A 25,937-nucleotide genomic window follows, 5' to 3' on the forward strand; every position below is an offset into this window, starting at 1 on the left:
GAGTATTATACTGTTTAATTCTATTTTAAGTAAGTAACTTATCAATCGCGGATTGGATCTGTATCGCATCATGTTCAGCACGGAATTTCATATTGCCACTTTCATTCAACACTCTATGGAATATTTTGGGATCGATACCCTCATTCTCTTTGAGCCATTGGTTAATCTCAACAACCTGATAGGTTGGGCGCATTCTTGCCGCTTGGTACAGTTTTGCTAACCACAATAGATTCCACTGACTAGAACAAAATACACATTTACTATCGCACAATGCTTGATTAAGTTTCTGGCACACCTGTATCGCAGGATAACCACTGCTATACAAATCCGCTAATGAGATACTGTGTTTTTGATCTGCGAACTCATCATCCCAACGATTCCAGTCTGCCCCTGAGCGTCTTGGATCGATTAATAGTGAATAACTCTCACCATCAGATGATGCATATCCAACTTCGATTGGATAAGAACAAGTTGTAAGACCAGACGATTCGAACTCCAATGTTGCCCACATAATGCTCTCCTTGTATTAGTAGCCAACAAAAGCGTGACCAATCTATTACTTTTTACATTCTTACATTCTTACATTCTTACATTCTTACATTCTTACATTCTCTTATAATTTTTTGACTATTTAAGCGTAGTCAATAGAACCAACATTGCGAGAAAAACGTGATATTTGTCATACTTTCAAAGCGAGTACTGTCTATTAAATAAGATAACCCATCAGCAATATCGAAAAATTCTTTCGTTCACCTCTTCTATAGCGTGCATTTTCATTGAGTTACTTTTGAAATTAAGTACACTCGAAACAAGTTATAAAATTAGCATTAATCGTGGAGTGCAAGATGCAAAAAACAACTCGAATGATGGCAGCCCATAAGCATATCGCTTTAGTTGCACATGACAATTGTAAGGATGAACTGCTTAGATGGGTGAGAGAGAATAAAGAAAAACTGCAATCGCACTTCCTATTTGCCACAGGCACCACTGGGCACATGTTAACCAGTGAAACAGGGCTCGCCATTAAAAACTTAATCAGTGGCCCGATGGGCGGTGATCAACAACTAGGTGCACTTATCTCTGAAGGAAAAATCGATATGATGATTTTTTTCTGGGATCCATTAAATGCCGTTCCACATGACCCAGATGTCAAAGCACTACTGCGTATTGCTGCGGTTTGGAATGTTCCTGTAGCGACTAATCGCGCCAGTGCTAACTTCATGATTCACTCTCCACTTCTCGATCAAGAAGTAGAGATTGAAATTCCAGACTATCAAGCCTACTTAGCAGAGAGAATCTCTTAACGGCCCCTCTACATTCAGTGATTGTAATAGGTGGTTACCTATTCATTCACTGTTTTTTTAATTTATAAATAATGGGATATCCCTCTTCTTTCAACTCATTGATAAAAGGCGAAGGCTCTTTAACTGTTGTTAGCCATACTCTTTTCTTCGCTCTGGTCATCGCCACATAAAACAGTCTTCTCTCTTCCGCATCAGCGAATGTGTCTTCACTGGCCAACAGAGCCTCTTTTAATGACACTTGACGTGTGAATGTTGGGAACTGCCCTTTATCAAGATTAACGATTACCACATAATCCGCTTCTCGACCTTTGCTAGCATGGCAAGTCGAAAACTCAAGACTAAGGTTTGGCAACTCCGAACACCAATTTAGTAGCTCTTCCGGCCGATGGTAGTGATTACGGCCAATCAATAACACGCTTTCACCCTTTTTACATTTCTCGTGTAACGTCTTTAATGTCTCAGCTAACGCTGCATGATGAATAACCGTGACCGCTTTTTGCTTCTGCTGCTTAATACTGTTTAAGCTCTTCTTAATTTGAGCAGGATTCTGTTGAATAAAACGATTGGCAACAGCTCCAATCTGGCTGTTAAATCGATACGTGGTATCCAAAAAGTTCACAGTACACGCCCCAAAACGCTGTTCAAAACCTGTGGTTAGATTGACATCTGCACCTGTGAATCGATAAATCGCCTGCCAATCATCACCAACAGCAAACAGAGAAGCACTCGTAACTTGGCAAAGGCTTTCAAGCAGTTGCAAACGCTGTGGTGAAATATCTTGATACTCATCAACCATAACATACCGATAATTCGCCGTGTATTTACCCTGATCAAGGTAATCAATCGCTTTATTGATCATGCTGGTAAAGTCAAAAGCACGGTTCTGTTTTAGTGCTTTCAAATACGCTTTGTACAGAGGCCAAATCAAATTAAGTTCGCTCTTTAGCTTCACTAACTCCCCGTGCTGCTCAAGTGTGCTAACTGTCTCTTTTTTGCTCGATGCCTGTTGGTTATTTAACGCCTCTATCTGTTGAAAAACCCATCCGTGTAGTAGCGGGTTTGCCGACTGCTCTAGTAGTACTTCATCCGCATTTAATTTCGCGAATGGCCACTGTTGATGATGCTTTTGCCAGCGTTTGATGGCTGTTTCGTTTTGCCACTGCTCACTCAACTGCTCTGTTAACCAGATAGACTTCGCCTCTTTATCTGTGGCGAGTGGTGAGATCACTGGCGAGTGGTACTCCACTTCTCGGATCACTTCTAAAGCAAACTGATGAAACGTCGTCACTTTAACCTTCTTTCCCAGCGCTTCACCCAGTTTTGTAATCAGACGCTGCGACATCTCTTGAGCCGCTTGGCGCCCATATGCCAGCAATACGATCTCCGACGCTTGTGCTTTGCCACTTTTAATTAAGTAGCCCACTCGGGCCATTAATACGCTGGTTTTTCCTGAGCCGGCGCCAGCCAATAGTAAATTATGATCATCATTCATCAACACAGCCTGCTGCTGCGACAAGTTAAGTGGGCTCGATTCGCAACTTGAAAACCACTCTTGCCAACGCAGTTGCTCTGCCGCTACCCACTGCTGATTAAACTGGCTAGCCCATTCGTTAGCTTGTGTGATCCAGCCTAAGATAGGTTCAACCCGATTTGGCATTAACGAACGAGCCAGGGAATCACTCATCTCTGCTTGATGAAACGACTGCTGTAGATCCTGCGCTAATTGAGTGACCATTGAGTGCTTAATGTATTGATTGGCGCTCAATAATTGATCAATCTTTTGTTCGAGATCGGGCAGCAATGCTTCTAACCGTTTGATGCAGTTATTTTTCCACTCTAAATGACATTGAGAAAGCTGTTCTGCGGTGTGTTTACACTTCCACCAAGGAAGACCAAATACTCTCCACTTAGGCTGATTATGATGATCATGAAAAACCAAGCTGCCCCATAAGAGACCGCGCTGTACAGTAACCGAACCATTCCAATGCTCAAATAACAGCTCGTCAGTCTTAAATTTTGATACTAAATTTAACTTATTATCATCCAAAACCAATTGATAGTTATCACCTTGTACAAACACTTGTGCCAAACGACTTGCTCGTAATTCCATCAAAAATCCATTCATGCATATAACACTGTAAATAAACACAGTCAGATTAACAGTTCCACTGATTGAATACGAATTAAATGGTGAAAGAAATTTATGATGTTTATTGCATTTACTGATTAAGAGTTGGCTGTAGCTTTGCTATGATAAGCCTCTATTTTGAACGTTCTCACAATAAGCGTAGAAATGAACTCAACCATCAAAAAATATTGGGCAAACAACCATATAAATTACAGTGTTCGTATATTACTGGCCCTATTGGGGGTAGTTATTCCCTGTTGGTACTTTGATCAAAACAGCACTGCAACCTTGCTTATTTTAGGCATTATCGCCGCGGCATTGGCTGAAACAGATGGCAGCTTCTCAGGGCGAATTAAAGCACAAAGCCTTACCCTTATCAGCTTTGCCATTGCCTCTTTCTCTATTGAGTTACTTTTTAATTACCCCGTTTTTTTTGCTGCGGGACTTTTCTTCTCATCGATAGCATTTATCATGCTCGGTGCCATTGGCCCTAGGTACGCAGGCATTGCATTTGGCTCCTTGATGATGGCGATCTATACCATGTTAGGGGCGTCAGAAAGTACCAACATTTGGTATCAACCAAGTATGCTACTCAGTGGCGCAGCTTGGTATTACTTCATCTCCCTGTGTTGGCAACTTTTTTGGCCTATGCAACCAGTACAACAGAGCTTAGCGGAAGTGTTTGACGCTCTAGGAAAAAACCTCATCATTAAGAGTGAACTCTTTCACCCAGTATCCAATCTAAACCCACAGCCTTATCGCATCAAAGCTTCACAACAGAATGTGAAAGTAGTCACTGCCCTCAATAACTGCAAAGCAACGCTATTAGCACGCGCAAAACGTGGGCACGTGGTGGGGGCAAAAGATCGATTCTTAAAGATCTATTTTCTAGCGCAAGATATCCACGAACGAGTCAGTTCAACCCACTACCGTTATCAAGATCTGGCCTCCAACTTCAAGCGTAGTGACATTCTGTTTCGTTTAGAGCATCTATTAAAACAGCAATCTAAAGCGTGTGATCAAGCAGCCAATGCTTTGCGCTTGGGCAATGCCTATTCACACCCCTCTTCGTCCACAGCCATTGATGAGATGACCGACTCTTTACAGTTTTTAAAGCAACAAAACAATGCAGAGTGGCGTCTATCACTGATTCAACTGGAGTATCTACTGAATAACCTCTCTACGGTGGAACGCCAATTATCAAACATCGGGAATCCTCTTGAGATCTCAGACAGTGATGAGAGTGTTCTGGCGGATGATAACGCCCACACCCTAAAAGAGATGGGGCAACGAGTTATCGCCAACTTCAATACGCGATCAATGCTCTTTCGTCACGCTATTCGTATGGCTGTCGCCTTAACCATCGGATATGGCATTATTCAATTAACCCAGCTTGATAATGGCTACTGGATTTTGCTCACCACCCTTTTTGTCTGTCAGCCCAACTACAGCTCGACCAAGGTGAAACTGATAGCCCGTGTTGTCGGTACCATTGCAGGTATTCTGCTGGGTATTCCACTGTTAATGCTGTTCCCGTCCCATGACAGTCAGTTAGTGCTAATGGTCATTGCTGGCGTACTGTTTTTCGCTTTCCGTCGCCAAAACTATCGCTTTTCAACGGCATTTATCACGCTATTAGTCTTGTTTGGTTTTAACCAGCTTGGCGATGGGTATGCCGTGATTCTGCCGAGGCTTGGAGATACTCTGCTTGGTTGCTTACTCGCCGTGTTAGCCGTGACCTTCATCTTTCCCGATTGGCAATCAAGGCGCTTGCACAAAGTCATGAGCGATGCAGTCAAAGCTAATCAAGACTATTTGGCACAAATTATCGGCCAATACCGAGCAGGGAAAAAAGACAGCCTCGCCTATCGTATTGCACGTCGCAAAGCACACAATGCTGATGCACAACTCAGCTCAGCCATTAACAACATGCTAGTAGAACCGGGGCGGTACCGTACCTATGTGGATGAGAGCTTTCGTTTTCTCTGCCTCAATCACGCCATGCTCAGTTACATCTCAGCGTTGGGTGCTCACCGCACTCGATTAAGTGACGAGGTAACGCATCAATTAGTGGCAGAGTCTCATCGTGTTATTCATCGCCACCTCTCTAGTATGAGTGAGCAGTTGAACCAATTGACCAAAGAGAGTAACCCGACAGAGAAAGAGGACCAAGATTTGGACAAACGTTTAGGTCAATGGCGAGAGGATGACGCAGATTCAGTTAAGATGGTATTACAACAGATCCACCTGATTCACCGTATGATGCCTGAAATGCATTCGTTGGCGAATAAAGTCGCGTCAAGAGCACAAGCTAAAATGCCAAGTAAAAAATGAGTTGATGGCGATCAAACTTACTGAAAATTAACCGCAATTCCCTCACATTTTCCCACTCCCCTGATACACTTAACCCATTAGGTTTCAGGGGCGTTGTTATGATCTTACACTATTCGAGTCACACTATTGCTACTCAACGCTTTGGGTTTGGTTCGATGGCGGCTGACGGGAATAATATCAAAGAGCTTGGTGCTCAGCACTGGCTTGAACAACAACTTAACGCGACACCTTATGTTCACCCCTCCATCAATGCACTCCCATCGAGTGCGCTAATCCTGTCGGCAATGTACCAATTGCAGCAGCAACGAAAGAAAACCACTGAGAGCCAAGCAAAAGTCGCTCTACAAAAAAAAATTAATCAGTTTCAGCGAAGCCACTACTCTCAGCAGGTCTACGCTAGAAACCAGCAGAGCTTCTCAACGCCTCTCAGTTTTCAAGAGCGTTTAATTCAATTTTGGAGCAATCACTTTTCAGTCTCTGCCGATAACCGTCGAGTTCGTCCGTTTGTTGCTAGTATTGAGAATGAAGTGATTCGAGCCAACTGGAATGGGGACTTTTCCACCATGCTGCGTCAGGTGAGTCAACACCCTGCCATGCTCATCTATTTGGATAACAACCTCTCTATCGGCCCCGAATCTACTCAAGGAAAGCGTACCGACAAAGGGTTAAATGAAAACCTCGCTCGAGAGATCTTAGAGCTGCACACCTTAGGCGTCAACGGTGGATATACTCAACTCGATATCATTCAGTTAGCGAAAGCGATCACCGGTTGGAGTGTTAAAGTAAAGACCGAGCAGGACGCTGGATTTACCTTCAATAAAAAGCGTCATCAGCCTGGCCCCATTACCCTAATGGATACTCAATATCGACAAACAGATATTGAGCAAGGAGAAGCCTGTTTACATGACCTTGCCCTTCACCCCAATACTGCCGCTCATATTGCAAAAAAACTGGCCCAACACTTTGCTGGAAGCGGACACGCCGATCTCGAACAGCAACTCACTGCGGCATTTATTGCTTCAAAAGGCCAACTAATGCCTGTTTATACTGTTTTGATTCAACATCCAGACTGCTGGACAGCGAATCCGGTTCGATTTAGAACCCCGCAACAGTGGCTATTTTCAGTATTACGCAGTGCCAATCACTACCCATCAAATAACGTGGTTCATCAAGCACTGCAGCAGCTAGGGCAAGAACCTTTTATGGCAGGATCTCCAGCAGGGTGGTCAGATAGAGATAGTGATTATAACAGTGCATCGGCACTCACTCAGCGTTGGCAGCTTGCACAACGTTACGCCAGAATAGTAGTGAAAGAGAGTAAAAAACAGAGTGGTGGCTCTACATTTATCGTTAACGACTTAATCTCGTCACTGTACGGCAATGATATCGACCAACACCTCTTTGCCGCTCTTAGTAAAACGGATGATCTCATCAACAAACTTACTCTCTTGTGGCTCAGTCCACAGTTTCAATATCGATAGAGGCTGTTATGAAAAGACGTGATCTGCTCAAATCCATGGCCGCTATTGGGATCTCTAGCGCACTGCCAACCCTCTCCTTTGCCAGCACCCCTTCTTCCTCTATTTTGGTATGGGTCACGTTACGAGGCGCAATGGATGGGCTCAACGTGGTCGTGCCGTATAACGACATTAACTACAGCCACCTTCGCCCATCTATTGGCCTGAAACAATCACAGCTCAACGATATTGATGGATTTTTCGGACTCAACCCAGCCCTAAAAAACCTTTATACTTGGTATCAAAATAGGGAGCTCGCCCTTGTCCATGCCTGTGCCAGTCCATATCGTGCGCGCTCGCATTTTGATGGGCAAAAAGTATTAGAGAATGGTACCGACGACCCATTTCATAACTCAGGCTGGTTAAACCGAGTGGTAGAAAATGCTCAACACAATAGCAGTATTGCCATCGATTCAGGGATGCCACTGATCCTACAAGGGGATGCGCCCTCAGGCAGTTGGTACCCAAATAAATTAAAAGCTGAAGACGAATTGCAAACCCTCTTAGGTGAAATGCTGCAATCAGATAAAACCCTATCCAGAAACTTCGGTCAAATGATGCGAGTGAACAGCATGGCCTCCTCTGCTAGCGGTAAAGCGTCGAAAAAATTTAATAATCTATGCGACAACGCTGGCAGGTTCCTATCCGCCCCATCAGGGCCCAATATTGCGGTGTTAGAACTTGGGGGCTGGGATACCCATGCGTATCAAGGGTCTACCTCAGGAAAACTCTCGAATCAATTGAAAGTATTAGACACTGGCTTAGCCAAGTTAAAGCGTGCTTTAGGTTCAAACTGGAACCGAACCGTCGTTATGGTCGCCAGTGAGTTTGGCCGTACTGCCGCAGAGAATGGCACCAAAGGCACCGACCACGGCACGGCAAATGCGATGTTTGTTGCTGGCGGAGCAGTAAATGGCGGACAATTAATTACCCGCTGGCCGGGACTCAGCGCCAACGATCTCTATCAAGGCCGAGACTTAGCCCCTACGACCGACATGCGAGAGGTGATAAAGGCGGTACTTAGTGACCATTTACAGTTATCGGTATCAACCATTAACCGTGCTTTTCCTAATAGCCACCAAGTGAAATCGACTCTTAATTTAATCCGTTATTAAACGCTCCACTGCGACAGGGAACGCTTAAAATCTTGGTAACCAAACTCGTTCAGTTTTTTAAGTTCTCCACTGCTTTTTTTACAATAAATTGCCGGCATTTTAAGGCCATTAAACCAGTTGAGCTTCACCATTGTATAACCCGCGCTATCCATAATATTGAGACGTTGACCAATCTTCAACGGCTGTTCAAACTGAGTAACGCAAAACTGATCACCAGCTAAACAGGAACAACTGCCGATAATATAGTGATGCTCCCCCTGCTCACTCGCCTGCTCAATCGTAGCGGGTTCGTTATAAATCAAGGTATCCAAACGGTGTGCTTCGGTTGCACTGTCAACAATCGCAGTTTGCACCTCGTTTTCAACCACGTCCACCACCGTCACCACTAAGTCAGTGGTTTTGGTAATGATCGCCTCACCGGGTTCTAGATAGAGTTGCACATTGTGCTGTTGTGCGAACGCCTTTAACCCGTTCGCTAACCCCTCTAGATCGTAGTCAGGCCAAGTAAAAAAGACACCGCCCCCCAAACTAACCCAGTCAAGCTTATCAAGTTGTTCACCAAACTGTTCAGAGAGTTGATCCAATAGCTGCACAAATGAGGTTGCGCATTTATTCTCACAGTTCATGTGAAACATTACACCGTCAATCGTATCGATATTACTCAGTTTAAGCTGATTTTTATGCACTCCTAAACGGGAGTAACGGCGGGCAGGATCGGCTAAATCTTGCCCAGCACAACTGACACCTGGATTGAGACGCAAACCAATCGATGCCTTGCCTTCCACCAAATGACGATGGGCCTCAAGCTGACTTTGCGAGTTAAAAATCAATTTGTCACACAGATCAGCAACTTCCAGTACATCCTCTTCACTATAGCCCACACTATAAGCATGTGTTTCGCCACCAAACGTTTCGTGACCCAACTTCACTTCGTAGGGGCCACTGCTGGTTGTGCCATCCAAATAGGGTTTGATAATGTCAAACACCCCCCAGGTTGAAAAGCACTTGAGAGCAAGCACCAATTTCACACCAGAGAGCGCTTTGAGTCGCTTGGCAATCTCTAAATTAGCCACCAGTTTATTTTCATCAATCAGAAAATAAGGTGTTTTTAATTCTTGTTCTGTCATCGATTTTTCCAGTTCAAATAGGCGCCACACCGACCATTATTTTAAAATATGAATGTGCGGTTGTTTTACTTCTAGCTCTTGAACATGCCAGTCCAAACCAATCTCAGGCATTAAGGCCAAGAACGGATCAGGGTCAAGCTGCTCCATATTGAACAGCCCTTTGTCACTCCATTGGCCACGGAAGTAAAGAAGAGCGGCAGTAATCGCTGGAACGCCTGTTGTGTATGAGATGGCCTGATGCTCAACATCCGCATAAGCCACTTCATGGTCAGCATTATTGTATAAAAACACACTGCGTTCTTTACCGTCTTTCACACCCTGAACCCAAGTTCCAATGCAGGTTTTTCCGGTGTAGCCAGGAGCCAATGACGTCGGATCAGGCAGTAGCGCTTTAAGGACTTTCAACGGTTCAACTACCGTGCCATCGTGCAGAGTGATCGGATCGGGCGATAACAGGCCGATATCACGCATGCAATTAAAATAGTTCAGATATGCATCACCAAATCCCATCCAGAATTCGATGCGTTTTGCGGGAATAAACTCTTTCATAGAACGCACTTCGTCGTGCGCCATTGAGTACACTTTTTGTGAACCAACTAAAGGAAAATCAAACTCAAGCATACGAGTATGGCAAGCCACCTGTTTCCACTCACCGTTCTCCCAGTAAAATGAGTCTCCTTGGATCTCAAGCATGTTGGTTTCAGGATCAAAGTTAGTCGCAAATTTTTGGCCATGGTCACCAGCATTCACATCCATGACATCAATTGACTCAATCTCATCAAACAGGTGTTTAACGGCATAAGCTGCAAAAACACTTACTACACCAGGATCAAAACCCGCACCTAAAATGCCCGTAATACCTGCTTGAGCGAACTTTTCACGGAAAGCCCACTGTGGATCATACGCTTCAGGTACTTGCTGCCCTTCACTGCATAGATCGGTCGCGACCGACGTATCCATGTAAGAGACTTTAGCTTGGTAACAGGCTTCCATGATCGCGACGTTAACCCACGGAGGCCCCGCATTGATCACCAAATCCGGTTGCAGCTCCTCAATCAAGCTTACCAATGCAGAAACATCATCAGCATCAACTTGGCGTGACTCTAACTTTTTACTGCTGTCTTTTAGGTTATTACGCCCTTTAATCGAATGGATGATTTTGTCACACTTAGAGAGTGTGCGAGAGGCGATGGTAATATCCCCTAATACATCATTATTTTGCGCCGCTTTATGAGCAATAACCCAACCAACGCCACCAGCACCAATTTGTAAAATAGACATCTCTTTTCCTTATATAATTTGTGTGTTGCCGTTGGTTTCAATCTGTTGAGCCAACGCAAGTATTCCATTAAACAGTGATTCAAAATCCGTTAAACGTAAACAAGGATTTAAAATGGTTAATTTCAGTGCAGAGCGGCCTGCTACGGTGGTTTCACCAAGCACCGCGATCCCTTTCACTAACGCTTCTGTTCTTATTAATCGGTTCATCTCATCAATATGCCCGACGCTTTGATTGCCCTCGCTGCCGACATACTTAAACAGCACAGTAGAGAGAGACGGATCAGCCAACAGTTCAAATTGGCTACTTTGGTCAACCCATGTGGCTATCTGTTTGGTCTGAATTAACAGGTGGTCAAACATTTCACCCAACTGTTTAGGCCCAACGCACTGCATGGTCATCAAGACTTTCAAGGCATCAAAACGTCGAGTCGTCGCGATGGATTTGTCCACCAAATTTGGCAGTTCATCATGTTCGCGATTTAAGTAGTCCGCATGGTGTAAAAAGTACTTAAAGTGCTTCTTATCTTTGAGCAGAATCGACCCACAACTGATTGGCTGATAAAACAGCTTATGGAAATCAACACTGATCGAATCTGCTTTCTCTATCCCCTTTAATCGAGCACTATGACTGCTAAGCATCAAAGCTCCACCATAGGCACCATCAACGTGTAACCAGAGCTTTTGCTGCTCGGCAATGTCGGACATTGATGCAAGGTCATCAATCGCACCATGATCGGTCGTGCCTGCCGTTGCCACTAACGCAAACGGCAGCAAACCCTCAGACTTCAGGTTGGCAATGGTGGTCGATAGAGCATCCAGTTTGATGGTGCCATTCAGATCAGTATCAACGCAAACCACAGAGTGTTCACCCAGCCCCATCAACGACGCTGACTTTTGTACCGTAAAGTGAGATTTGTCTGAACAGAGGATTCGCATTTTACCCGCGTAATCAGGTAAACCCTGCTTTTGAATGTTGTGACCGGTAAGTTGCTCCGCCGCACAGTCACGAGCAAGTAAAAGGCCCATTAAATTACTTTGTGTGCCCCCGCTGGTCATCACTCCGTCAGACTTGGCGCCTAACTTAAACGTGTCACACGCCCAGTCCAGCACTTTTTGTTCAACATAGGTTGCCGCACTGGCCTGATCCCAAGAGTCCATTGACTGATTCAGGGCACTGATAAACGCTTCCGCTGCCACCGCAGGCAAGAGTGGAGGAGTATGTAAATGCGCAATGCAATTAGGGTGCTGAACAATGATAGAGTTACGGGCAATTAACTCACCCGTTTGTTCAATCACGGTTTCAAGAGGCATCTGTACATCATCAAGGTCCAGCTCATTGATCAATGTCTGCAACTGCTGCGGTTCGAGTCCTGAATAGGGTTGTGTCGCCCCTTCAAAGACCGATTTTAATACTTGTGTGGTCTGGTTTAGCGCCGATTCAAAGTTATCCGCACCACCTTCTGAAGTTTGAATAAAGTGATGATGCCACGGGTGATGATCACCAAGTGATGGCATCTCTATATTCGCATTGGTTTGATTATCCACTAAGGAGTCGATCGCACGCTCAATCACATCAAGGGCAAAGTCTATCTGCTCATAACTGATGATCAAAGGGGGGAGCAGGCGAAGCACTGAGCCTTGACGTCCGCCTTTCTCAATAATCAGCCCACGCTCTAGTGCCGCTCTTTGGATATTTGCGGTTAGATCAGGATCAGCCTCCGGCTCACCAAACTTGTTACGTGCACCGCAAGGTTTGACTATTTCCATGCCAAGCATTAAGCCTTTACCACGTACCTCAGCAATGCAGCTGGTTTGACTCGCTATTTTTTCCAACCCTTGTTGAAAATAGTGTCCTGCCTCTTGCGCATATTGAGTTAACCCATCACGAGTGATTATCTCTAACGCTTTTGCTCCTGTGGCCATGGCTAACTGGTTGCCACGGAACGTTCCAGTGTGTTCACCAGGTAACCAAGTATCAATCGATTTATCAAACACCAACAGTGACATTGGCAAACCGCCACCCACAGCTTTTGAAAGGCAGAGAATATCGGGGGTAACCCCTGACTCTTCAAATGCAAAATTATATCCAGTTTTACCGATGCCACACTGGATCTCATCAAAGATTAATAGAATCCCCTGCTCTTTGGTAATCCGACGTAACTCTTGTAACCAAAATGCGGGAGCAGGAATCACTCCACCTTCGCCTTGGACAGGTTCAACGATAATCGCAGCAGGTTTTTGCACTCCGCTCTCATCGTCACACAACATTCTCTCGATATAACGCAGACTCTGCTTCGCCCCTTCATCCCCACTCAACCCATAGGGGCAACGTAAACGATAAGGGAAAGGTAAAAAGTGAACGTCAGCCATCAAACCTTGACGTCGCGCTTTGGTGCTGAGGTTACCCATCATCGCCATCGTGCCATTTGTCATACCGTGGTATGCGCCGTGAAATGCCGCCATGGTATTTCGTCCGGTCGTCTGCTTAGCCAGTTTGATCGCCGCTTCAACGGCATCGGCTCCAGAAGGTCCACAGAACTGAATACAAGCGTTTCTGGCAAACTCTGTGGGTAAGAAATCTAATATCGCACGCATATATCGATCTTTGACTGGCGTTGTGATGTCTAACGTTTGGTACGGCAGACCAGAATCCAGCTGCGTTTTAATTTCGCGATTTATCTCCGGATGGTTATAGCCCAGCGTTAAGGTGCCCGCTCCAGCTAAACAGTCAAGAAATAACTGACCACGGGTATCTTCTATCAGTGCGCCATACGCCTTTTCGATAGCAATAGGAATGCGTCTTGGATACGAACGAACATCCGATTCATTCTGTTGCTGATTAAGGAGTGTTTGATCCGGTTCAAGGTTATATAACCCATTAACAACAGGCACATCTAAAGTGTGTGTCATTTTGTCTAAGTCATTAATATTGTTCATGGAGCCTATCCAATTAATACCCTACTGTTGTCATTTATCATTGATATTAAGAATCAATGGCAACGTAAAACCATCAACACATGAGAGATGAGTTGATGGTTTTCGGGCGCAATAGATGACAAAAATAGATCACCATACATATGGCAATTATTGTTAAATTTATAAAATGTTATTTCGAGATATTAAGAGAGGAACTCAAGGCTCAGTAATAATGCGGTCTTCGGTCAGGCAGAAGTTTAAGATTTCTTGGGCAAATGTCTTCATGGTTGGGTTCCTAAAATGAGTGTCCTTCAAACACTATATTTCCCGTCTACTAGTATCTTTGCTCAAACACACTAGTACCTACATAAATATTGATGCATAACTCAGTAAAGAGATTGTTATGCGCAGAGTTGCCGAGAATTTATCATAAAGACGTTCATAATCACAACTTATATTCTTATCTGAATGAGTATTTCAAAGTTTCACTCACAAACGCTTTACAATTCACATTATGAATAGATAATGAATTGCATATAATATAATAAGAACAAGGAGCGGTTTTATGTCCTCAAAGAAAGGACTGGTTTTCAAAACCCGAACCCAAATCGTTGAAGAAGCCATTCGTACTAAAATTCTATCAGGGGAATTTAAAGCAGGCCAGCCACTAAGGCAGGATGCCATTGCGAAAGAGTTGGAAGTAAGTCGAATACCAGTAAGAGAAGCGTTAATGCAATTGGAAGTCCAGGGATTGGTGCAATTTGAATCCCATAAAGGGGCAACCGTTACTGAGCTTTCACCCGAAAAGATTGATGAATTGTTTGCGCTAAGGGCAATTCTTGAGTGTTACGTGCTTGAGCGTGCCATCGTTAATATGACGGATATTGATTTAGCCAATATCGAAACCGTGAAATTAAACTTCGAACAAGCGGTCGAGAGCGGTACCAATATTGAAGAGTGGAGTGCGTATAATTACGACTTCCACAAAGCGCTTTATCAACCGGCAAACCTTCCAGAATCTATGGACATCGTTTATAGCTTAAACACCAAGTGTGACCGCTATATTCGTATGCAGTTGCTATTTACGACTGGCATCAAAAAAGCAGAAAGTGAACACCATCGGCTGTTTGAGCTTTGTCAGCAACGAGATGTTGAAGGTGCAAAAGAGCTGTTACGAAAGCATATTATTGAAGCTGGTCATGCTATTAGAGACTTGTTATTGCAACAAAACGAACCTAGCGATAAATAGAAGTATGAAATAACAGCAACATAAAAAGGCCGATTAATGTGGCCTTTTTTTATTTCTCCGCGCGGCAACACTCCCCCGTCCCTTTTGAACCTCACACTCGCTTCGATACCCATAGAAAAACTTACCCATAGATAATATTTTGTTAATTGTAATTGCGGACATTTCATCGCAACAATAGAGCAAGAAGAATTATTTATAGTAGGTAGAAATGGCCAGTCTCACCATCAGTAATTTATCAAAAAGTTACGGTAAAACCGAAGTACTCAAAGAGATTGATTTACAGATACCGGATAAATCGTTTGTCAGTTTTTTAGGCCCGTCAGGTTGCGGGAAATCGACTCTCTTACGCTGCATTGCAGGCTTAGAGGAGATTAACTCAGGAGAGATCTCAACGGGTCACCATGCCATTTCACATCTTCCCCCTGCCCAACGAAACATCTCAATGGTGTTTCAATCTTATGCACTCTATCCACACATGACGGTTGCGCAAAATATTGGTTACTGTTTAAAGTTAGCGAAAAAAAGTAAAGCCGATATTGAGCAGCGTGTCACCGCGGTTGCCAAAGCCCTAGAGCTTGAGTCCTACCTATCCCGTAAACCTAGCCAACTCTCTGGAGGTCAGAGACAGAGGGTTGCGATTGGACGAGCGATTGTGCGTGAGCCGGACGTATTTCTATTTGATGAACCACTATCAAACCTCGATGCTTCAATGCGAGTCACCATGCGAATGGAAATAGTCAGACTGCACCAAGAGCTCGATACCACAATGGTATACGTCACTCACGATCAAATAGAAGCCATGACCCTGTCTGACATCGTTGTTGTGTTGCAAGATGGGGCGATTGAGCAAACCGCCTCACCATTAGAGCTCTACTATCAACCTGCGAACCTTTTCGTTGCCACCTTCATAGGCTCACCCACCATGAACCTTTTAAGCACTACCGTTGCCGCCATTTCTCACACCACGGTGACTGTTACAGAAAATTACTCCCAAACCCAAACGACTATTCCCGTTCAACCAGGCCACAACTGTGCTATTGGCGATGCTCTGACATTAGGTATTCGACCAGAGCACCTTATGGTAGAGACCACGCCTCAAGAGAACGTCTTATTAGGCACTGTCGGGGTATTAGAGCGCTTGGGAGGCAATGCAATGCTGTATGTGAAAACGGGCCAAGACACGCCATTGACCATATCAACAGAGAATTTAATTGCCTGTCAGGCGGGACAAGAGATCTACATCCGTCTTTCAGGTGAGGATTGTTACCTTTTTACTGGGGATGGAGAGGCTATTCCACGCCCTTTCCCAGACCAACAGTTTCTCGCAGCCATCGCATAAGGAGCATTAGCATGAGTCTAGTGAAACGCTCTACTCCCTATAAATTCATAGCCCCTTACTTCGCCATTTTCACGCTATTTTGGTTGTGGCCGATTGGGTATTCACTCTATTTAACTGTTATGAATACCCGAAGCTTTCCATGGCATTTTGATCTGACCGCCAACTGGGGACGCGTGCTCTTCGATCCTCAGTTTTGGCAAGCGCTACAAAATACGTTATGGATTGTCTGCTTGCAAACCCCATTAATGTTGGTTATTGCCACCCTACTCGCAGTGATTCTAGCGTCACAAAAACTCAGATTAAAAGGTTTTTTTCGCTTTGCATTTTTCGCCCCGATTGTGGTGGGTGAAGTCGCCTATTCCGCCATCTTTCGTTTGCTGTTTAATACTGATTTAGGTCCGGTCAATAAACTGTTTGATGTGATTGGCCTTGAACCCATCAATTGGTTGTATGAGCCTACTAGCGCCATGGCCGTCATCATTATGGCAGTCACTTGGCGTTGGACTGGCTACAATGCCATCATTTTATTGGCTGGCTTGCAGAACATTCCCCGAGACCAATACGAAGCTGCTTCATTAGATGGCGCATCAAAAGTACAACAGTTTTTTCATATTACGCTGCCTCAACTCAAACCAGTGATCCTATTCTGCTTAGTCCTCTCCATTATTGGCAGCCTACAACTCTTTAGTGAACCTGCCCTAATTACCGCCGGAGGACCAAGTGGCAGTACCACCATGCTGGGTAATTATATGTATAACCAAGGGTTTCGAAGCTTCAACTTTGGTTACGCCTCGGTCATTGCTTATGTGGTGGTTTTCTTAGCGGTAATCACATCCAGCCTGCAAGTTAAATTGCTGGGTAAAAAGTAAAGGAGATGACGCACATGGAGCAGATAGAGACCCACCCCTCTGCCGATAGCCGCTTTACCAGCGCCAGTAAACACAAAGTAAACAAGCTGATAAAAAGCGTAATTCTGCATCTAATGATGTTACTGATGGCACTGCTATGGCTGGCACCAATCTGGTTGATGTTAGTCTTTTCAAGTCACGATGAGAGTGCCATTTATGCCAGTCCACCTCCGCTGGGTTTAGGCACTGAATTTATTAATAACTTTACCAACTTGAATGAGAAAATGGACTTTGTTACCGCTATCACCAATAGCGTGATCGTAGCAGGTACTTTTACCTTTCTGTCGATGATCTTAACCAGTTTAGCCGGTTACGCTCTCGCTCGATTCTCTTTTAAAGGCAAAACAGTGGCTTTTGCATTGATCATTGGCACCTTAACCATCCCGATGATGGCGGTTGTTATTCCTCAATGCACCTTGGTGGCTCGAGATCTTGGTATGGCCAACAGCTATATCGGGGTATTACTGCCCTATTTAGCCAACTCACTGGGCGTTTTCTTTATGCGTCAAATGTTCTTATCACTGCCTCAAGAGGTGTTAGATGCCTCCCGAGTAGATGGTGCCAGTGAGAGCCGAATATTCTTTGAAATCGCGCTTCCCATGGTGAGGCCTGGAATGGCAGCGTTAGCCATCATTCTTTTTCTTACTGCGTGGAATGATTACCTGTGGCCGTTACTGATACTCACCGACAGCACTATGTTCACCGCCCCGGTTGCCATGGGTACTCTACTGGGTATTGCCCGAGTTGACTGGAGCATGATTATGGTTGGCGTCGTCATGATGTCACTGCCATTTTTACTCCTATTTTTAATTTTACAGCGTCAATTGATCGCCGGCATTACTGCAGGCGCAGTTAAGTAACCTCTCACAACGCGACATCGGATATTCACTCACACATAAAAGGGAACACGATGAAGATGAATAAAAGAACACTGTTAAGCACACTCTGTTTAACACTGAGTTTTTCTCATTTTGCTCAGGCAGATGAAACCATCAAAGTTTGGAGTTGGGATATAGCCGCTGATGCACTAAAAGCGCTGGCTCCTGAATTTGAAAAACAGCACCCAGGGGTTAATGTTGAAGTCATCGACATGGGGCCACAACAGATCTATGACCAAGCGTTAGCCGGATGCTCTGCTGGAGGCATTAACTTACCGGATATACTCACTTTAGAAAACCAGGCGGCAGAGCGTTACTGGCACAGTTTCCCCAACTGTTTCACCACATTGAATGAGTTTGGCATTGAAGAGTACCGCAACCAATTTGCCTCATTCAAATGGTCAGAATTACAAAAGGGTGACAATGTCTATGCGATGCCGTGGGATTCAGGTCCTGTTGTGTTGTTCTATCGCCGTGATATGTATGAAAAAGCCGGAATAAAAGCAGACGATATCAAAACCTGGGACGACTACATCTCAGCGGGTGAAAAGATGAAATCTGCTTACGATGGCAAGGTCAAAATGGCCCTCACCAATCACGCTTCAGGGGATAACTGGTTCTCTATGATGGCGGGGCAGAATGGCTGTAGCTACTTTAAAAATGAAGGCAGTGAGGTTCAAATCACTATTAACCAACCTGGTTGTGTCAATGCACTTCAAACCTTAAGTAAAATGGTGAAAAACGATCTGCTTGGCAATGGTGACTGGGATGGAAAACTACAAGGTCTACGTGCCAACAAAGCTGCTACCGCCCTATATGGAGGATGGTTTGAAGGATCAATCCGAGACTTTATGCCTGAGCAATCGGGAAAATGGGGAGTGCAGTTAATGCCCGCATCAAAACCGGGCGGAGTGCGAGCGTCTAACAATGGTGGCTCTGCCCTTGCCATACCCAATAACAGCAAACATAAAAAGATCGCCTATGAATTTATAACATTTGCATTAGCTAACAAAGGTAATCAAATCGCCATGCTTAAAGGGGGGTTGATTCCTTCCTATCTTCCGGCAACTAAAGATAACTATGTTCATAGCGACCAACCTTACTGGGGAGGTCAAAAAGTCTGGGAGCTCATGCTCAATACTCTGGATGATATTCCTGTTGTGGCCAGCACGCCTTACTCGGTTGAAGCCAAGGACATCTATATTTTTACTCAAGGAAAAGTGCTGTCAGGGGAGTATCCTGATGCGCAAAAAGCACTGGATAAAGCCGCTGATCAGATTGCAAAAGCAACGGGTTTATCCATCGCTAAATAATCCATAGCACAGAGAAAAAACACAATAAGCAATGCCGTATGGAGATGATCCATATGGCATTTTACTGTTTATCTCTTATTTATTTATCAACAGCAGTGTTACTGTAACGTTTTGTTACTACAAAGAGCTGCGAAATGAGTGCACTGCCTCCCTTTAAGTCATTGGTCTTTTTTGAACGTGCGGCCTATTTTATGAACTTCACTAAAGCGGCTGATGAATTGTGCGTGACTCCACCAGCGATTAGTCAACAAATTAAAAAACTGGAAGAGAATTTGGGCGTCAAGTTGTTTACTCGCTTACCAGGAAAGCTTGAACTAACGACAGACGGCGCCACGCTGTATGAAAGTGTCGCTCAATCTATCAATATTATCCGCCAAGCCTCAGATAAAATTAAATCCAAAGGCAAAAGATCCACCATAACCATCTCATTAACCCCCGCATTGTCTACACAGTGGTTAGTGCTACGGCTACACAAGTTCTGGAAACAGCACCCTGATATTGACTTGAGACTGCACCACAGTTTGGATTTTGCCGATCTCACCAGCGGTGAAGCCGATTTAGCCATTCGTTGGTGTGATGGACAGCAGCCGGGACTTATCTCTAAAAAACTCCTTTCTGGGGATCTGGCTCCTGTGTGTAGCCCATTGTTACTGAGTAAAGGAGTTAGCATTACAACCCCATCCGATCTGATCAACGTTCCCATTTTGCATGAAGATAGCCGCAATGACTGGAACCTTTGGGGTAAACAAGCGAAGGTAAATATTAATACAGAGCGTGGGCCTATCATTGATGACAGTAGCTCATTAATGAAATCGGTAATGGAAGGTCATGGGGTTGCACTTGGCCGAATTTCAGTCTTAGAAGATGACATAAAAAACGGCCGGTTAATTCAACTGTTTGACAAGACTCTGGCCAAAGGTAAAGACTACTATCTGGTTTATCCAGAGGGACAAGATTCAAACATTAATATTGTTAAACTGCATGAGTTCTTCATGCAGTCAATATCGTAAATCGGCGTTAACTCAACCCTCTTAACCTGGCATTACGACGTCTTAGCAGCTCTAACGTCAGCAGTAACATGACTGACATCAAAATTAACACACTGGCCACCGCCAAGATGGTTGGGCTGATCTGTTCACGGATGCCCGACCACATCTGCCGAGGAACCGTTCTCTGTTCAACCCCGGTGATAAATAGCGCCACCACCACTTCATCAAATGAAGTACCAAACGCGAACAATCCACCCGAAATCACCCCAGGTCGTATCAAAGGAAAAGTCACCGTAAAGAAAGTATATACGGGGGTTGCCCCTAAGCTTGCTCCCGCTCTCACCAAGCTGTGATCAAAACCCGATAGCGTTGCTGTCACGGTAATCACCACAAAGGGAGTTCCCAATGCAGCGTGCGCCAAGATAATTCCGAGATAGGTTTGTGACAGACCAAAGCGAGTATAGAAAAAGTACATACCTGCTGCAGAGATAATCACTGGAACAATCATCGGAGATATTAACAATGCCAGCACCGCATTACGAAATGGCATTTTACTGTTGGCTAAACCCAACGCTGCCACCGTACCCAGTATGGTCGCGATAAGCGTCGCCGCCACCGCCACATAGGTACTGTTTTTAAGCGCGGCGAACCACTGCGGATTATCAATCATATCTTGATACCAGCGTAGCGAATACGCAGAGGGATCAAGGGTTAACATCCCTTCAGTAAACGAAAAATAAGGCGTCGCATTAAATGAGAGCGGCACAATAATGATGATCGGCGCCACAAGAAAAAAGAGCACGGCTGCACAGTAAAGTTTGAAACCAGCAAAGCCGATTCTCTCCATCGGAGTACAATATTTTGGTAACGCCATCTTAGCCACCCACCTTAATATTATTAATACCAACAATTCGATTAAACAGATAGAACATCACTAAAACACCCAGTAACAAGATGGCACCGAGTGCTGAAGCCATGCCCCAATTCAGGGAGGTCTGCATGTGATAGGCGATAAAGTTAGAGATCATCTGTCCACTACGTCCACCCACTAACGCCGGAGTAATGTAGAAACCAATTGATAAGATAAAGGTCAACAGCACCCCTGCCCCCACACCCGACATCGTCAGTGGCATATACGCTTTGACAAAGGCGACGGTTGGTGTCGCGCCCAATGAACGCGCTGCACGGAAATAGTCCGATGAGATCCCTTTCATTACACTATAAAGCGGAAGAATCATAAACGGCAACAGGATATGCACCATTGCAACAACGGTACCAAACGTATTATGTACCAGTTGTATCCGTTCAGTAATCACCCCCACATAGAGCAATAGATCATTCACCACACCTTGCATTTGCAGCATAACAATCCAAGAAGTCGTTCTAACAAGAAGTGAGGTCCAAAAAGGGAGTAGAACTAAAATCAACAGTAAATTGGATTTGCTATCTGGCAGTGTCGCCAATAAATACGCTAATGGGTAACCCAATAAGAGACATAATCCGGTAATCAGTGCCGACAGACCGATGGTTTTGACAAAAAGATCAACATAAACCTGTCGATGTTCTGGCTGAGCGACAATATCACCCTGTGCATCTTGACGAAAATCCAAAGCCGCCAAATAGTAACTTAGGGTAAATCGCGAACTTAAATTCTTAATCGCTCCCCAATATTCAACATTATCCCAGCGCTTATCGATTTTTATCATCACCGCTTGATAGTCGTTAATCTCTTCAAGGTTGCTCAGTTTACGACCGGTTTTCATCATCAAGCTGCGCATACCTGCCACTTCAATGTTAAGTCGACTGGCCAAAGGGGGTAAGGTTTTATTTTTATATAACGTGATCAGCTCTTTGGCCAATACGTCGTAACTCTCTGTTGGTGGTAGGCTCAATTGATCCCACTCAGAAAGTGATGTCACCGTGTTAGGTAGGTTTTTTACAATCAATGGATTGTCGATACTGCGATACAACATTTCAGCGATCGGTACCACAAAAGTCACCATGATAAAGGCTAACATTGGTAGAGTTAGCATCAAAGAGCGAACACGCTTTTGTCGTTCCGCTTTTTGTAACTTCTGTTTTAGCTTAGTTTGTTCTTCTTTTAATGACTCTTGTACACCCACTACAGATGACAAACTCGCCAGCTCCTGGCACATACATCTCTCCTTGCTTTCAGTTGAATTAGATAAATCAAATTAACTTGCTACCGCGTTCAATGCGTGGCAGTCATGACTTGACCATCCCACCGAAATTGTTTCACCTATCATTAGCTTATGATCAGAGTTATTCGGAACTTTAACCACAAAATTGCGATTACCGAGTAGATCAACAACCAATCTTAAATGGTCACCGTGATAGATAACTTCTTGAGTTTTTGCTTGGAAAATATTGTCGTATTGGCCACTTTCAGGGTCAACAACCACTTTTTCAGGGCGTATCGATAAGGTGCTATTTTCGCCGATCTCATTCACCTTAACCGCTCTGGCTTTAACCTTCTCACCAGAGATATTTATCACACAATAATCATTGTTAAATTCGCCGACATGGCCATCAAGTTGATTATTTTCACCGATAAACTGGGCAACAAAAGTGTTTTCAGGGTGCTCATACAGATCGATTGGGCTCGCTAACTGTTGTACTGCGCCATCATTGAAAACCGCAATCCTGTCGGACATAGTAAGCGCTTCAGTCTGATCGTGAGTCACGTATAAAATGGTAATGCCGAGTTTTTCATGGAGACGTTTTATCTCATATTGCATCTGTTCCCGAAGTTGTTTATCCAATGCACCTAAAGGCTCATCCATTAACACCAGTTTAGGTTCAAAGACAAGGGCTCGTGCTAACGCGACACGCTGCTGCTGTCCACCCGAAAGCTGTCCAGGACGACGGCTTGCAACATGACCCAACTCAACCATCTCAAGAACATCTTTGACTTTTTTATCGATCACCTCTGCACTCATTTTTCGTGCTTTCAGTGGAAAGGCTAAATTTTCTGCAATGGTCATATGCGGGAACAAGGCATAGTTTTGAAACACCATGCCAATATCACGCTTGTGAGGAGCTAAATTATTCACTGCGACTTGATCAATAAAGATTTCACCATTAGTGGCAGTTTCAAAGCCCGCAAGCATCATTAAGCAAGTGGTCTTGCCGGATCCTGATGGTCCTAACATAGTGACAAACTCCCCCTCTGCAATATCAAGGTTGAAGTTTTTAACCACTAGCTGTTCACCGTCATAGGTCTTTTGTACTTTTTTAAAACTCACGTATTGACTATTCATCACTGCCTCTTAATTTTGAAATTAAATGGGTAGCTGCTTTCGCTACCCATCTCAATGAACCAACGAGTCGAGCTTATTGGTACTTATTAAGATCTGGGCGAGAAGCCATTGACTCTTCAACAAGGCGAATCACAGCGTCACGCTCTGCACCCTCAAGAGCCAAACGTGGTGCACGAACCACTTCAGAACCACGTCCACATACTTGCTCAGCTAATTTAATACACTGAACCAATGTCGGAATCGTATCCAGTTTCAATAGTGGTAAGAACCAGCGGTAGATCTCTAAAGCTTCAGCGTAGCGACCTTGTGAAGCCAAACGGTAAATGGCTACAGACTCTTTAGGGAAAGCGTTAGTTAGACCTGAGATCCAACCCGTTGCACCCAGCATGAGTGACTCTAAAGCGATATCATCAACACCGCAGAATACAGTGAAACGGTCATCAAATTTGTTATACAACTCGGTGATACGACGGGTATCGGTTGTTGACTCTTTAATCGCAACAATGTTGTCAAACTCAGCCAGTTTTTCCATACTGCTCAGACCAACATCTACACCGTAAGAGACTGGGTTGTTGTAGATCATCATTGCCATTTCTGGTGTGGCTTGAGCAAGCGTCGAGTAATACGCTTCAGTTTCACGCTCAGAAGTGCGGTAAACCATCGCTGGCATAACCATACATCCGTCAATACCAATCTTAAGGGCATCTTGCATGTATTCAATTGAACTTGCAGTTCTTGATTCTGCAGTACCAGCAATCAAAGGAACGCGGCCATCAACCACTTCATGTGCGGCTTTTAACACTTGTCTCTTCTCTTCTGGTAATAATGTACAGTTCTCACCAACTGTACCTAGGCAGATAATCCCATCGACACCATCATTGATTTGGTTATCAATCACCTGTTGAGTTGCCTCAATATTCAATGATTCGTCTGCATTGAACTGTGTACTTACTGCTGGGTAAACGCCTTTCCAATTAATTTTCATGTTAAGTCCTTTTCTAATATTGGATATTTTATACAAAAATACCACTCTTAAAAAATGGAAGCGTCAATTCAGAATTGAACAGCGCCTCCATCAATTTTATTTCTTACTTAGCTAACCAAGTATTAAATTCTTCGTTTAACTCATCCGCATAATCGCCCCACCACTCGTCATTCACTAGGAAAGCCGTTTCAAAGTTTTGAGGTGCTGTTGGAAGTGTGTCTAGCAGATCTTTATCCATATTAATGGTCGATGACTTACGAGTCGGACCGTATGAGATGTATTTAGCCTGGTCTGCCAATGGTTTGGTTTTAGAAGAGTGCACAACAAATTCAACCGCGCGCTCTAAGTTCTTACTGCCCTTTGGAATAGCCCAACCGTTCATGTAACCCATTTGACGATCCCAGATAATTGCAAATGGTTGGTTCTCATCACGCTTAGCGTTTGAAATACGACCATTAAATGCCGATGAAATCACCACTTCGCCATCCGCTAACATCTGTGGTGCTTGAGCGCCGGTTGTCCACCAAAATACGTGCTCTTTAATACTGTTCAGTTTGTTAAACGCGCGATCACGACCTTCACGTGTCTCTAATTGCGCATACACATCTTGTGGTGCTACACCATCTGCCAACAGTGCCCATTCCATGTTACCTTGAGGGATTTTTTGTAAACCACGACGACCGGGAAATGTTTTTATATCAAAAAGATCGGTCATCTTGCTTGGTTTAGCTTTGCCTTCAAATTGGCTCTCATTGATGGCTAAAATGGTTGAAACAACAATCGAGTTAACCGCACATTTATGTACCGCACCGTCAATGAAGTCATCCTTGGCTGGCGTTCCATCAGCACCCGCAGGTAATAAAGATGGGTCAAACGTTTCTAACAACCCTTCAGCACAACCTCTTACAATGTCAGGCTTGTCTAAAGAGACAAGATCCCAAGTCACATTACCTGACTCAACCTGTGCTTTAATCTCTGCTAAGCCACCGTTAAAATCTTCAGAAACGATTTGAACACCCGTCTCTTCAATAAATGGTTTGTGATACGCCTCTACCTGACTCTTGGTAAATGACCCACCCCAAGATACGACAGTCAGTTTATCCGCACTGACAGCACTAAACGCAGTTCCTAAAAATACAGGAAGTAAGAGGTATGGCTTTAGCTTGATACTCTTTAACATTGACCTTCTCCATTTAAATTAATTAACGCTTATTCATTACTGCGGTCAAGCGCGTATTTTTTGTTTTAATATTTAATAATGTTAATGAATCGT

At 44.3% G+C, this 25,937-nt stretch carries 20 protein-coding genes; 10 read left to right on the forward strand and 10 right to left on the reverse strand.

All coding sequences use genetic code 11. The features are described 5' to 3' along the window. Window positions 1-25: 25 nt before the first annotated feature. Entirely contained in the window at window positions 26-511 is a 486-nt protein-coding gene (locus tag L4C32_RS13100) for a hypothetical protein (protein ID WP_428197329.1), read from the reverse strand. A 334-nt stretch (window positions 512-845) separates the two neighbouring features. On the opposite strand from L4C32_RS13100, the gene L4C32_RS13105 reads away from it, so the two are divergent. Then, the gene (locus L4C32_RS13105) at window positions 846-1,304 is read left to right on the forward strand and encodes a methylglyoxal synthase (RefSeq protein WP_428197330.1); all 459 of its coding nucleotides are present in this window, start codon (window positions 846-848) and stop codon (window positions 1,302-1,304) included. Between the two features lie 46 nt (window positions 1,305-1,350). On the opposite strand, the gene helD is transcribed toward L4C32_RS13105, so the two are convergent. Then, the gene (helD, locus tag L4C32_RS13110) at window positions 1,351-3,414 is read right to left on the reverse strand and encodes a DNA helicase IV (RefSeq protein WP_428197331.1); all 2,064 of its coding nucleotides are present in this window, start codon (window positions 3,412-3,414) and stop codon (window positions 1,351-1,353) included. A gap of 183 nt (window positions 3,415-3,597) precedes the next feature. On the opposite strand from helD, the gene yccS reads away from it, so the two are divergent. From yccS to L4C32_RS13125, 3 genes are all read left to right on the forward strand, one after another. After that, complete coding sequence (gene yccS / locus L4C32_RS13115) at window positions 3,598-5,766, forward strand: YccS family putative transporter (RefSeq protein ID WP_428197332.1); 2,169 nt, start codon at window positions 3,598-3,600, stop codon at window positions 5,764-5,766. 98 nt (window positions 5,767-5,864) lie between these two features. Next, the gene (locus L4C32_RS13120) at window positions 5,865-7,247 is read left to right on the forward strand and encodes a DUF1800 domain-containing protein (RefSeq protein ID WP_428197333.1); all 1,383 of its coding nucleotides are present in this window, start codon (window positions 5,865-5,867) and stop codon (window positions 7,245-7,247) included. Window positions 7,248-7,255: 8 nt separating this feature from the next. After that, the gene (locus L4C32_RS13125; RefSeq protein ID WP_428197334.1) at window positions 7,256-8,398 is read left to right on the forward strand and encodes a DUF1501 domain-containing protein; all 1,143 of its coding nucleotides are present in this window, start codon (window positions 7,256-7,258) and stop codon (window positions 8,396-8,398) included. Here the strand turns inward: L4C32_RS13125 and nspC are convergent. The 3 genes from nspC to L4C32_RS13140 are packed head-to-tail and all read right to left on the reverse strand — an operon-like array spanning window position 8,395 to window position 13,743. Continuing rightward, the gene (nspC, locus tag L4C32_RS13130) at window positions 8,395-9,525 is read right to left on the reverse strand and encodes a carboxynorspermidine decarboxylase (protein ID WP_428197335.1); all 1,131 of its coding nucleotides are present in this window, start codon (window positions 9,523-9,525) and stop codon (window positions 8,395-8,397) included. The two genes, L4C32_RS13125 and nspC, sit on opposite strands and share 4 nt — an antisense overlap. Before the next feature lie 36 nt (window positions 9,526-9,561). Then, a complete protein-coding gene (locus tag L4C32_RS13135; protein ID WP_428197336.1) occupies window positions 9,562-10,806 on the reverse strand; it encodes a carboxynorspermidine synthase in 1,245 nt (414 codons plus the stop codon). A 9-nt stretch (window positions 10,807-10,815) separates the two neighbouring features. Beyond that, entirely contained in the window at window positions 10,816-13,743 is a 2,928-nt protein-coding gene (locus L4C32_RS13140) for a pyridoxal phosphate-dependent class III aminotransferase (protein ID WP_428197337.1), read from the reverse strand. A 544-nt stretch (window positions 13,744-14,287) separates the two neighbouring features. On the opposite strand from L4C32_RS13140, the gene L4C32_RS13145 reads away from it, so the two are divergent. The 6 genes from L4C32_RS13145 to L4C32_RS13170 all read left to right on the forward strand — a co-directional run bounded on the left by L4C32_RS13145 (window position 14,288) and on the right by L4C32_RS13170 (window position 20,419). Continuing rightward, window positions 14,288-14,971 (forward strand): GntR family transcriptional regulator, encoded by a 684-nt coding sequence (locus L4C32_RS13145; protein ID WP_428197338.1) that lies wholly within the window; start codon window positions 14,288-14,290, stop codon window positions 14,969-14,971. A gap of 208 nt (window positions 14,972-15,179) precedes the next feature. Next, window positions 15,180-16,310 carry an ABC transporter ATP-binding protein gene (locus L4C32_RS13150; protein ID WP_428197339.1) on the forward strand — a complete coding sequence of 377 codons (1,131 nt, stop codon included), beginning with the start codon at window positions 15,180-15,182 and terminating at the stop codon, window positions 16,308-16,310. Between the two features lie 11 nt (window positions 16,311-16,321). Beyond that, complete coding sequence (locus tag L4C32_RS13155) at window positions 16,322-17,179, forward strand: carbohydrate ABC transporter permease (protein ID WP_428197340.1); 858 nt, start codon at window positions 16,322-16,324, stop codon at window positions 17,177-17,179. A gap of 14 nt (window positions 17,180-17,193) precedes the next feature. Then, window positions 17,194-18,078, forward strand: coding sequence for a carbohydrate ABC transporter permease (locus L4C32_RS13160; RefSeq protein ID WP_428197341.1), 885 nt, complete (start codon window positions 17,194-17,196; stop codon window positions 18,076-18,078). Between the two features lie 56 nt (window positions 18,079-18,134). Then, window positions 18,135-19,409: an ABC transporter substrate-binding protein gene (locus L4C32_RS13165; protein ID WP_428197342.1), complete on the forward strand. Its 1,275-nt coding sequence runs from the start codon at window positions 18,135-18,137 to the stop codon at window positions 19,407-19,409. 134 nt (window positions 19,410-19,543) lie between these two features. Beyond that, on the forward strand, window positions 19,544-20,419 hold the full coding sequence (locus L4C32_RS13170; protein WP_428197343.1) for a LysR substrate-binding domain-containing protein: 876 nt from the start codon (window positions 19,544-19,546) through the stop codon (window positions 20,417-20,419). 7 nt (window positions 20,420-20,426) lie between these two features. Here the strand turns inward: L4C32_RS13170 and L4C32_RS13175 are convergent, their stop codons facing one another. The 5 genes from L4C32_RS13175 to L4C32_RS13195 all read right to left on the reverse strand — a co-directional run bounded on the left by L4C32_RS13175 (window position 20,427) and on the right by L4C32_RS13195 (window position 25,844). Next, window positions 20,427-21,272 (reverse strand): ABC transporter permease, encoded by an 846-nt coding sequence (locus L4C32_RS13175; RefSeq protein WP_428197344.1) that lies wholly within the window; start codon window positions 21,270-21,272, stop codon window positions 20,427-20,429. Between the two features lies 1 nt (window position 21,273). Continuing rightward, a complete protein-coding gene (locus L4C32_RS13180) occupies window positions 21,274-22,554 on the reverse strand; it encodes an ABC transporter permease (RefSeq protein ID WP_428197345.1) in 1,281 nt (426 codons plus the stop codon). A 39-nt stretch (window positions 22,555-22,593) separates the two neighbouring features. Continuing rightward, the gene (locus L4C32_RS13185) at window positions 22,594-23,679 is read right to left on the reverse strand and encodes an ABC transporter ATP-binding protein (RefSeq protein WP_428197346.1); all 1,086 of its coding nucleotides are present in this window, start codon (window positions 23,677-23,679) and stop codon (window positions 22,594-22,596) included. A gap of 73 nt (window positions 23,680-23,752) precedes the next feature. Beyond that, a complete protein-coding gene (locus L4C32_RS13190) occupies window positions 23,753-24,664 on the reverse strand; it encodes a dihydrodipicolinate synthase family protein (protein WP_428197347.1) in 912 nt (303 codons plus the stop codon). A 103-nt stretch (window positions 24,665-24,767) separates the two neighbouring features. Beyond that, window positions 24,768-25,844 (reverse strand): ABC transporter substrate-binding protein, encoded by a 1,077-nt coding sequence (locus L4C32_RS13195; protein WP_428197348.1) that lies wholly within the window; start codon window positions 25,842-25,844, stop codon window positions 24,768-24,770. Window positions 25,845-25,937 lie beyond the last annotated feature (93 nt).

The organism is Aliivibrio kagoshimensis, from assembly GCF_050337105.1.
Lineage (GTDB): Bacteria > Pseudomonadota > Gammaproteobacteria > Enterobacterales > Vibrionaceae > Aliivibrio_A > Aliivibrio_A kagoshimensis.

Excerpts from the sequence above, each read along its gene's own strand:
- L4C32_RS13100 (WP_428197329.1), bottom strand. The coding sequence starts at position 511 with ATGTGGGCAACATTGGAGTTCGAATCGTCTGGTCTTACAACTTGTTCT.
- L4C32_RS13105 (WP_428197330.1), top strand. The coding sequence starts at position 846 with ATGCAAAAAACAACTCGAATGATGGCAGCCCATAAGCATATCGCTTTA.
- helD (WP_428197331.1), bottom strand. The coding sequence starts at position 3,414 with ATGGAATTACGAGCAAGTCGTTTGGCACAAGTGTTTGTACAAGGTGAT.
- yccS (WP_428197332.1), top strand. The coding sequence starts at position 3,598 with ATGAACTCAACCATCAAAAAATATTGGGCAAACAACCATATAAATTAC.
- L4C32_RS13120 (WP_428197333.1), top strand. The coding sequence starts at position 5,865 with ATGATCTTACACTATTCGAGTCACACTATTGCTACTCAACGCTTTGGG.
- L4C32_RS13125 (WP_428197334.1), top strand. The coding sequence starts at position 7,256 with ATGAAAAGACGTGATCTGCTCAAATCCATGGCCGCTATTGGGATCTCT.
- nspC (WP_428197335.1), bottom strand. The coding sequence starts at position 9,525 with ATGACAGAACAAGAATTAAAAACACCTTATTTTCTGATTGATGAAAAT.
- L4C32_RS13135 (WP_428197336.1), bottom strand. The coding sequence starts at position 10,806 with ATGTCTATTTTACAAATTGGTGCTGGTGGCGTTGGTTGGGTTATTGCT.
- L4C32_RS13140 (WP_428197337.1), bottom strand. The coding sequence starts at position 13,743 with ATGAACAATATTAATGACTTAGACAAAATGACACACACTTTAGATGTG.
- L4C32_RS13145 (WP_428197338.1), top strand. The coding sequence starts at position 14,288 with ATGTCCTCAAAGAAAGGACTGGTTTTCAAAACCCGAACCCAAATCGTT.
- L4C32_RS13150 (WP_428197339.1), top strand. The coding sequence starts at position 15,180 with ATGGCCAGTCTCACCATCAGTAATTTATCAAAAAGTTACGGTAAAACC.
- L4C32_RS13155 (WP_428197340.1), top strand. The coding sequence starts at position 16,322 with ATGAGTCTAGTGAAACGCTCTACTCCCTATAAATTCATAGCCCCTTAC.
- L4C32_RS13160 (WP_428197341.1), top strand. The coding sequence starts at position 17,194 with ATGGAGCAGATAGAGACCCACCCCTCTGCCGATAGCCGCTTTACCAGC.
- L4C32_RS13165 (WP_428197342.1), top strand. The coding sequence starts at position 18,135 with ATGAATAAAAGAACACTGTTAAGCACACTCTGTTTAACACTGAGTTTT.
- L4C32_RS13170 (WP_428197343.1), top strand. The coding sequence starts at position 19,544 with ATGAGTGCACTGCCTCCCTTTAAGTCATTGGTCTTTTTTGAACGTGCG.
- L4C32_RS13175 (WP_428197344.1), bottom strand. The coding sequence starts at position 21,272 with ATGGCGTTACCAAAATATTGTACTCCGATGGAGAGAATCGGCTTTGCT.
- L4C32_RS13180 (WP_428197345.1), bottom strand. The coding sequence starts at position 22,554 with ATGTGCCAGGAGCTGGCGAGTTTGTCATCTGTAGTGGGTGTACAAGAG.
- L4C32_RS13185 (WP_428197346.1), bottom strand. The coding sequence starts at position 23,679 with ATGAATAGTCAATACGTGAGTTTTAAAAAAGTACAAAAGACCTATGAC.
- L4C32_RS13190 (WP_428197347.1), bottom strand. The coding sequence starts at position 24,664 with ATGAAAATTAATTGGAAAGGCGTTTACCCAGCAGTAAGTACACAGTTC.
- L4C32_RS13195 (WP_428197348.1), bottom strand. The coding sequence starts at position 25,844 with ATGTTAAAGAGTATCAAGCTAAAGCCATACCTCTTACTTCCTGTATTT.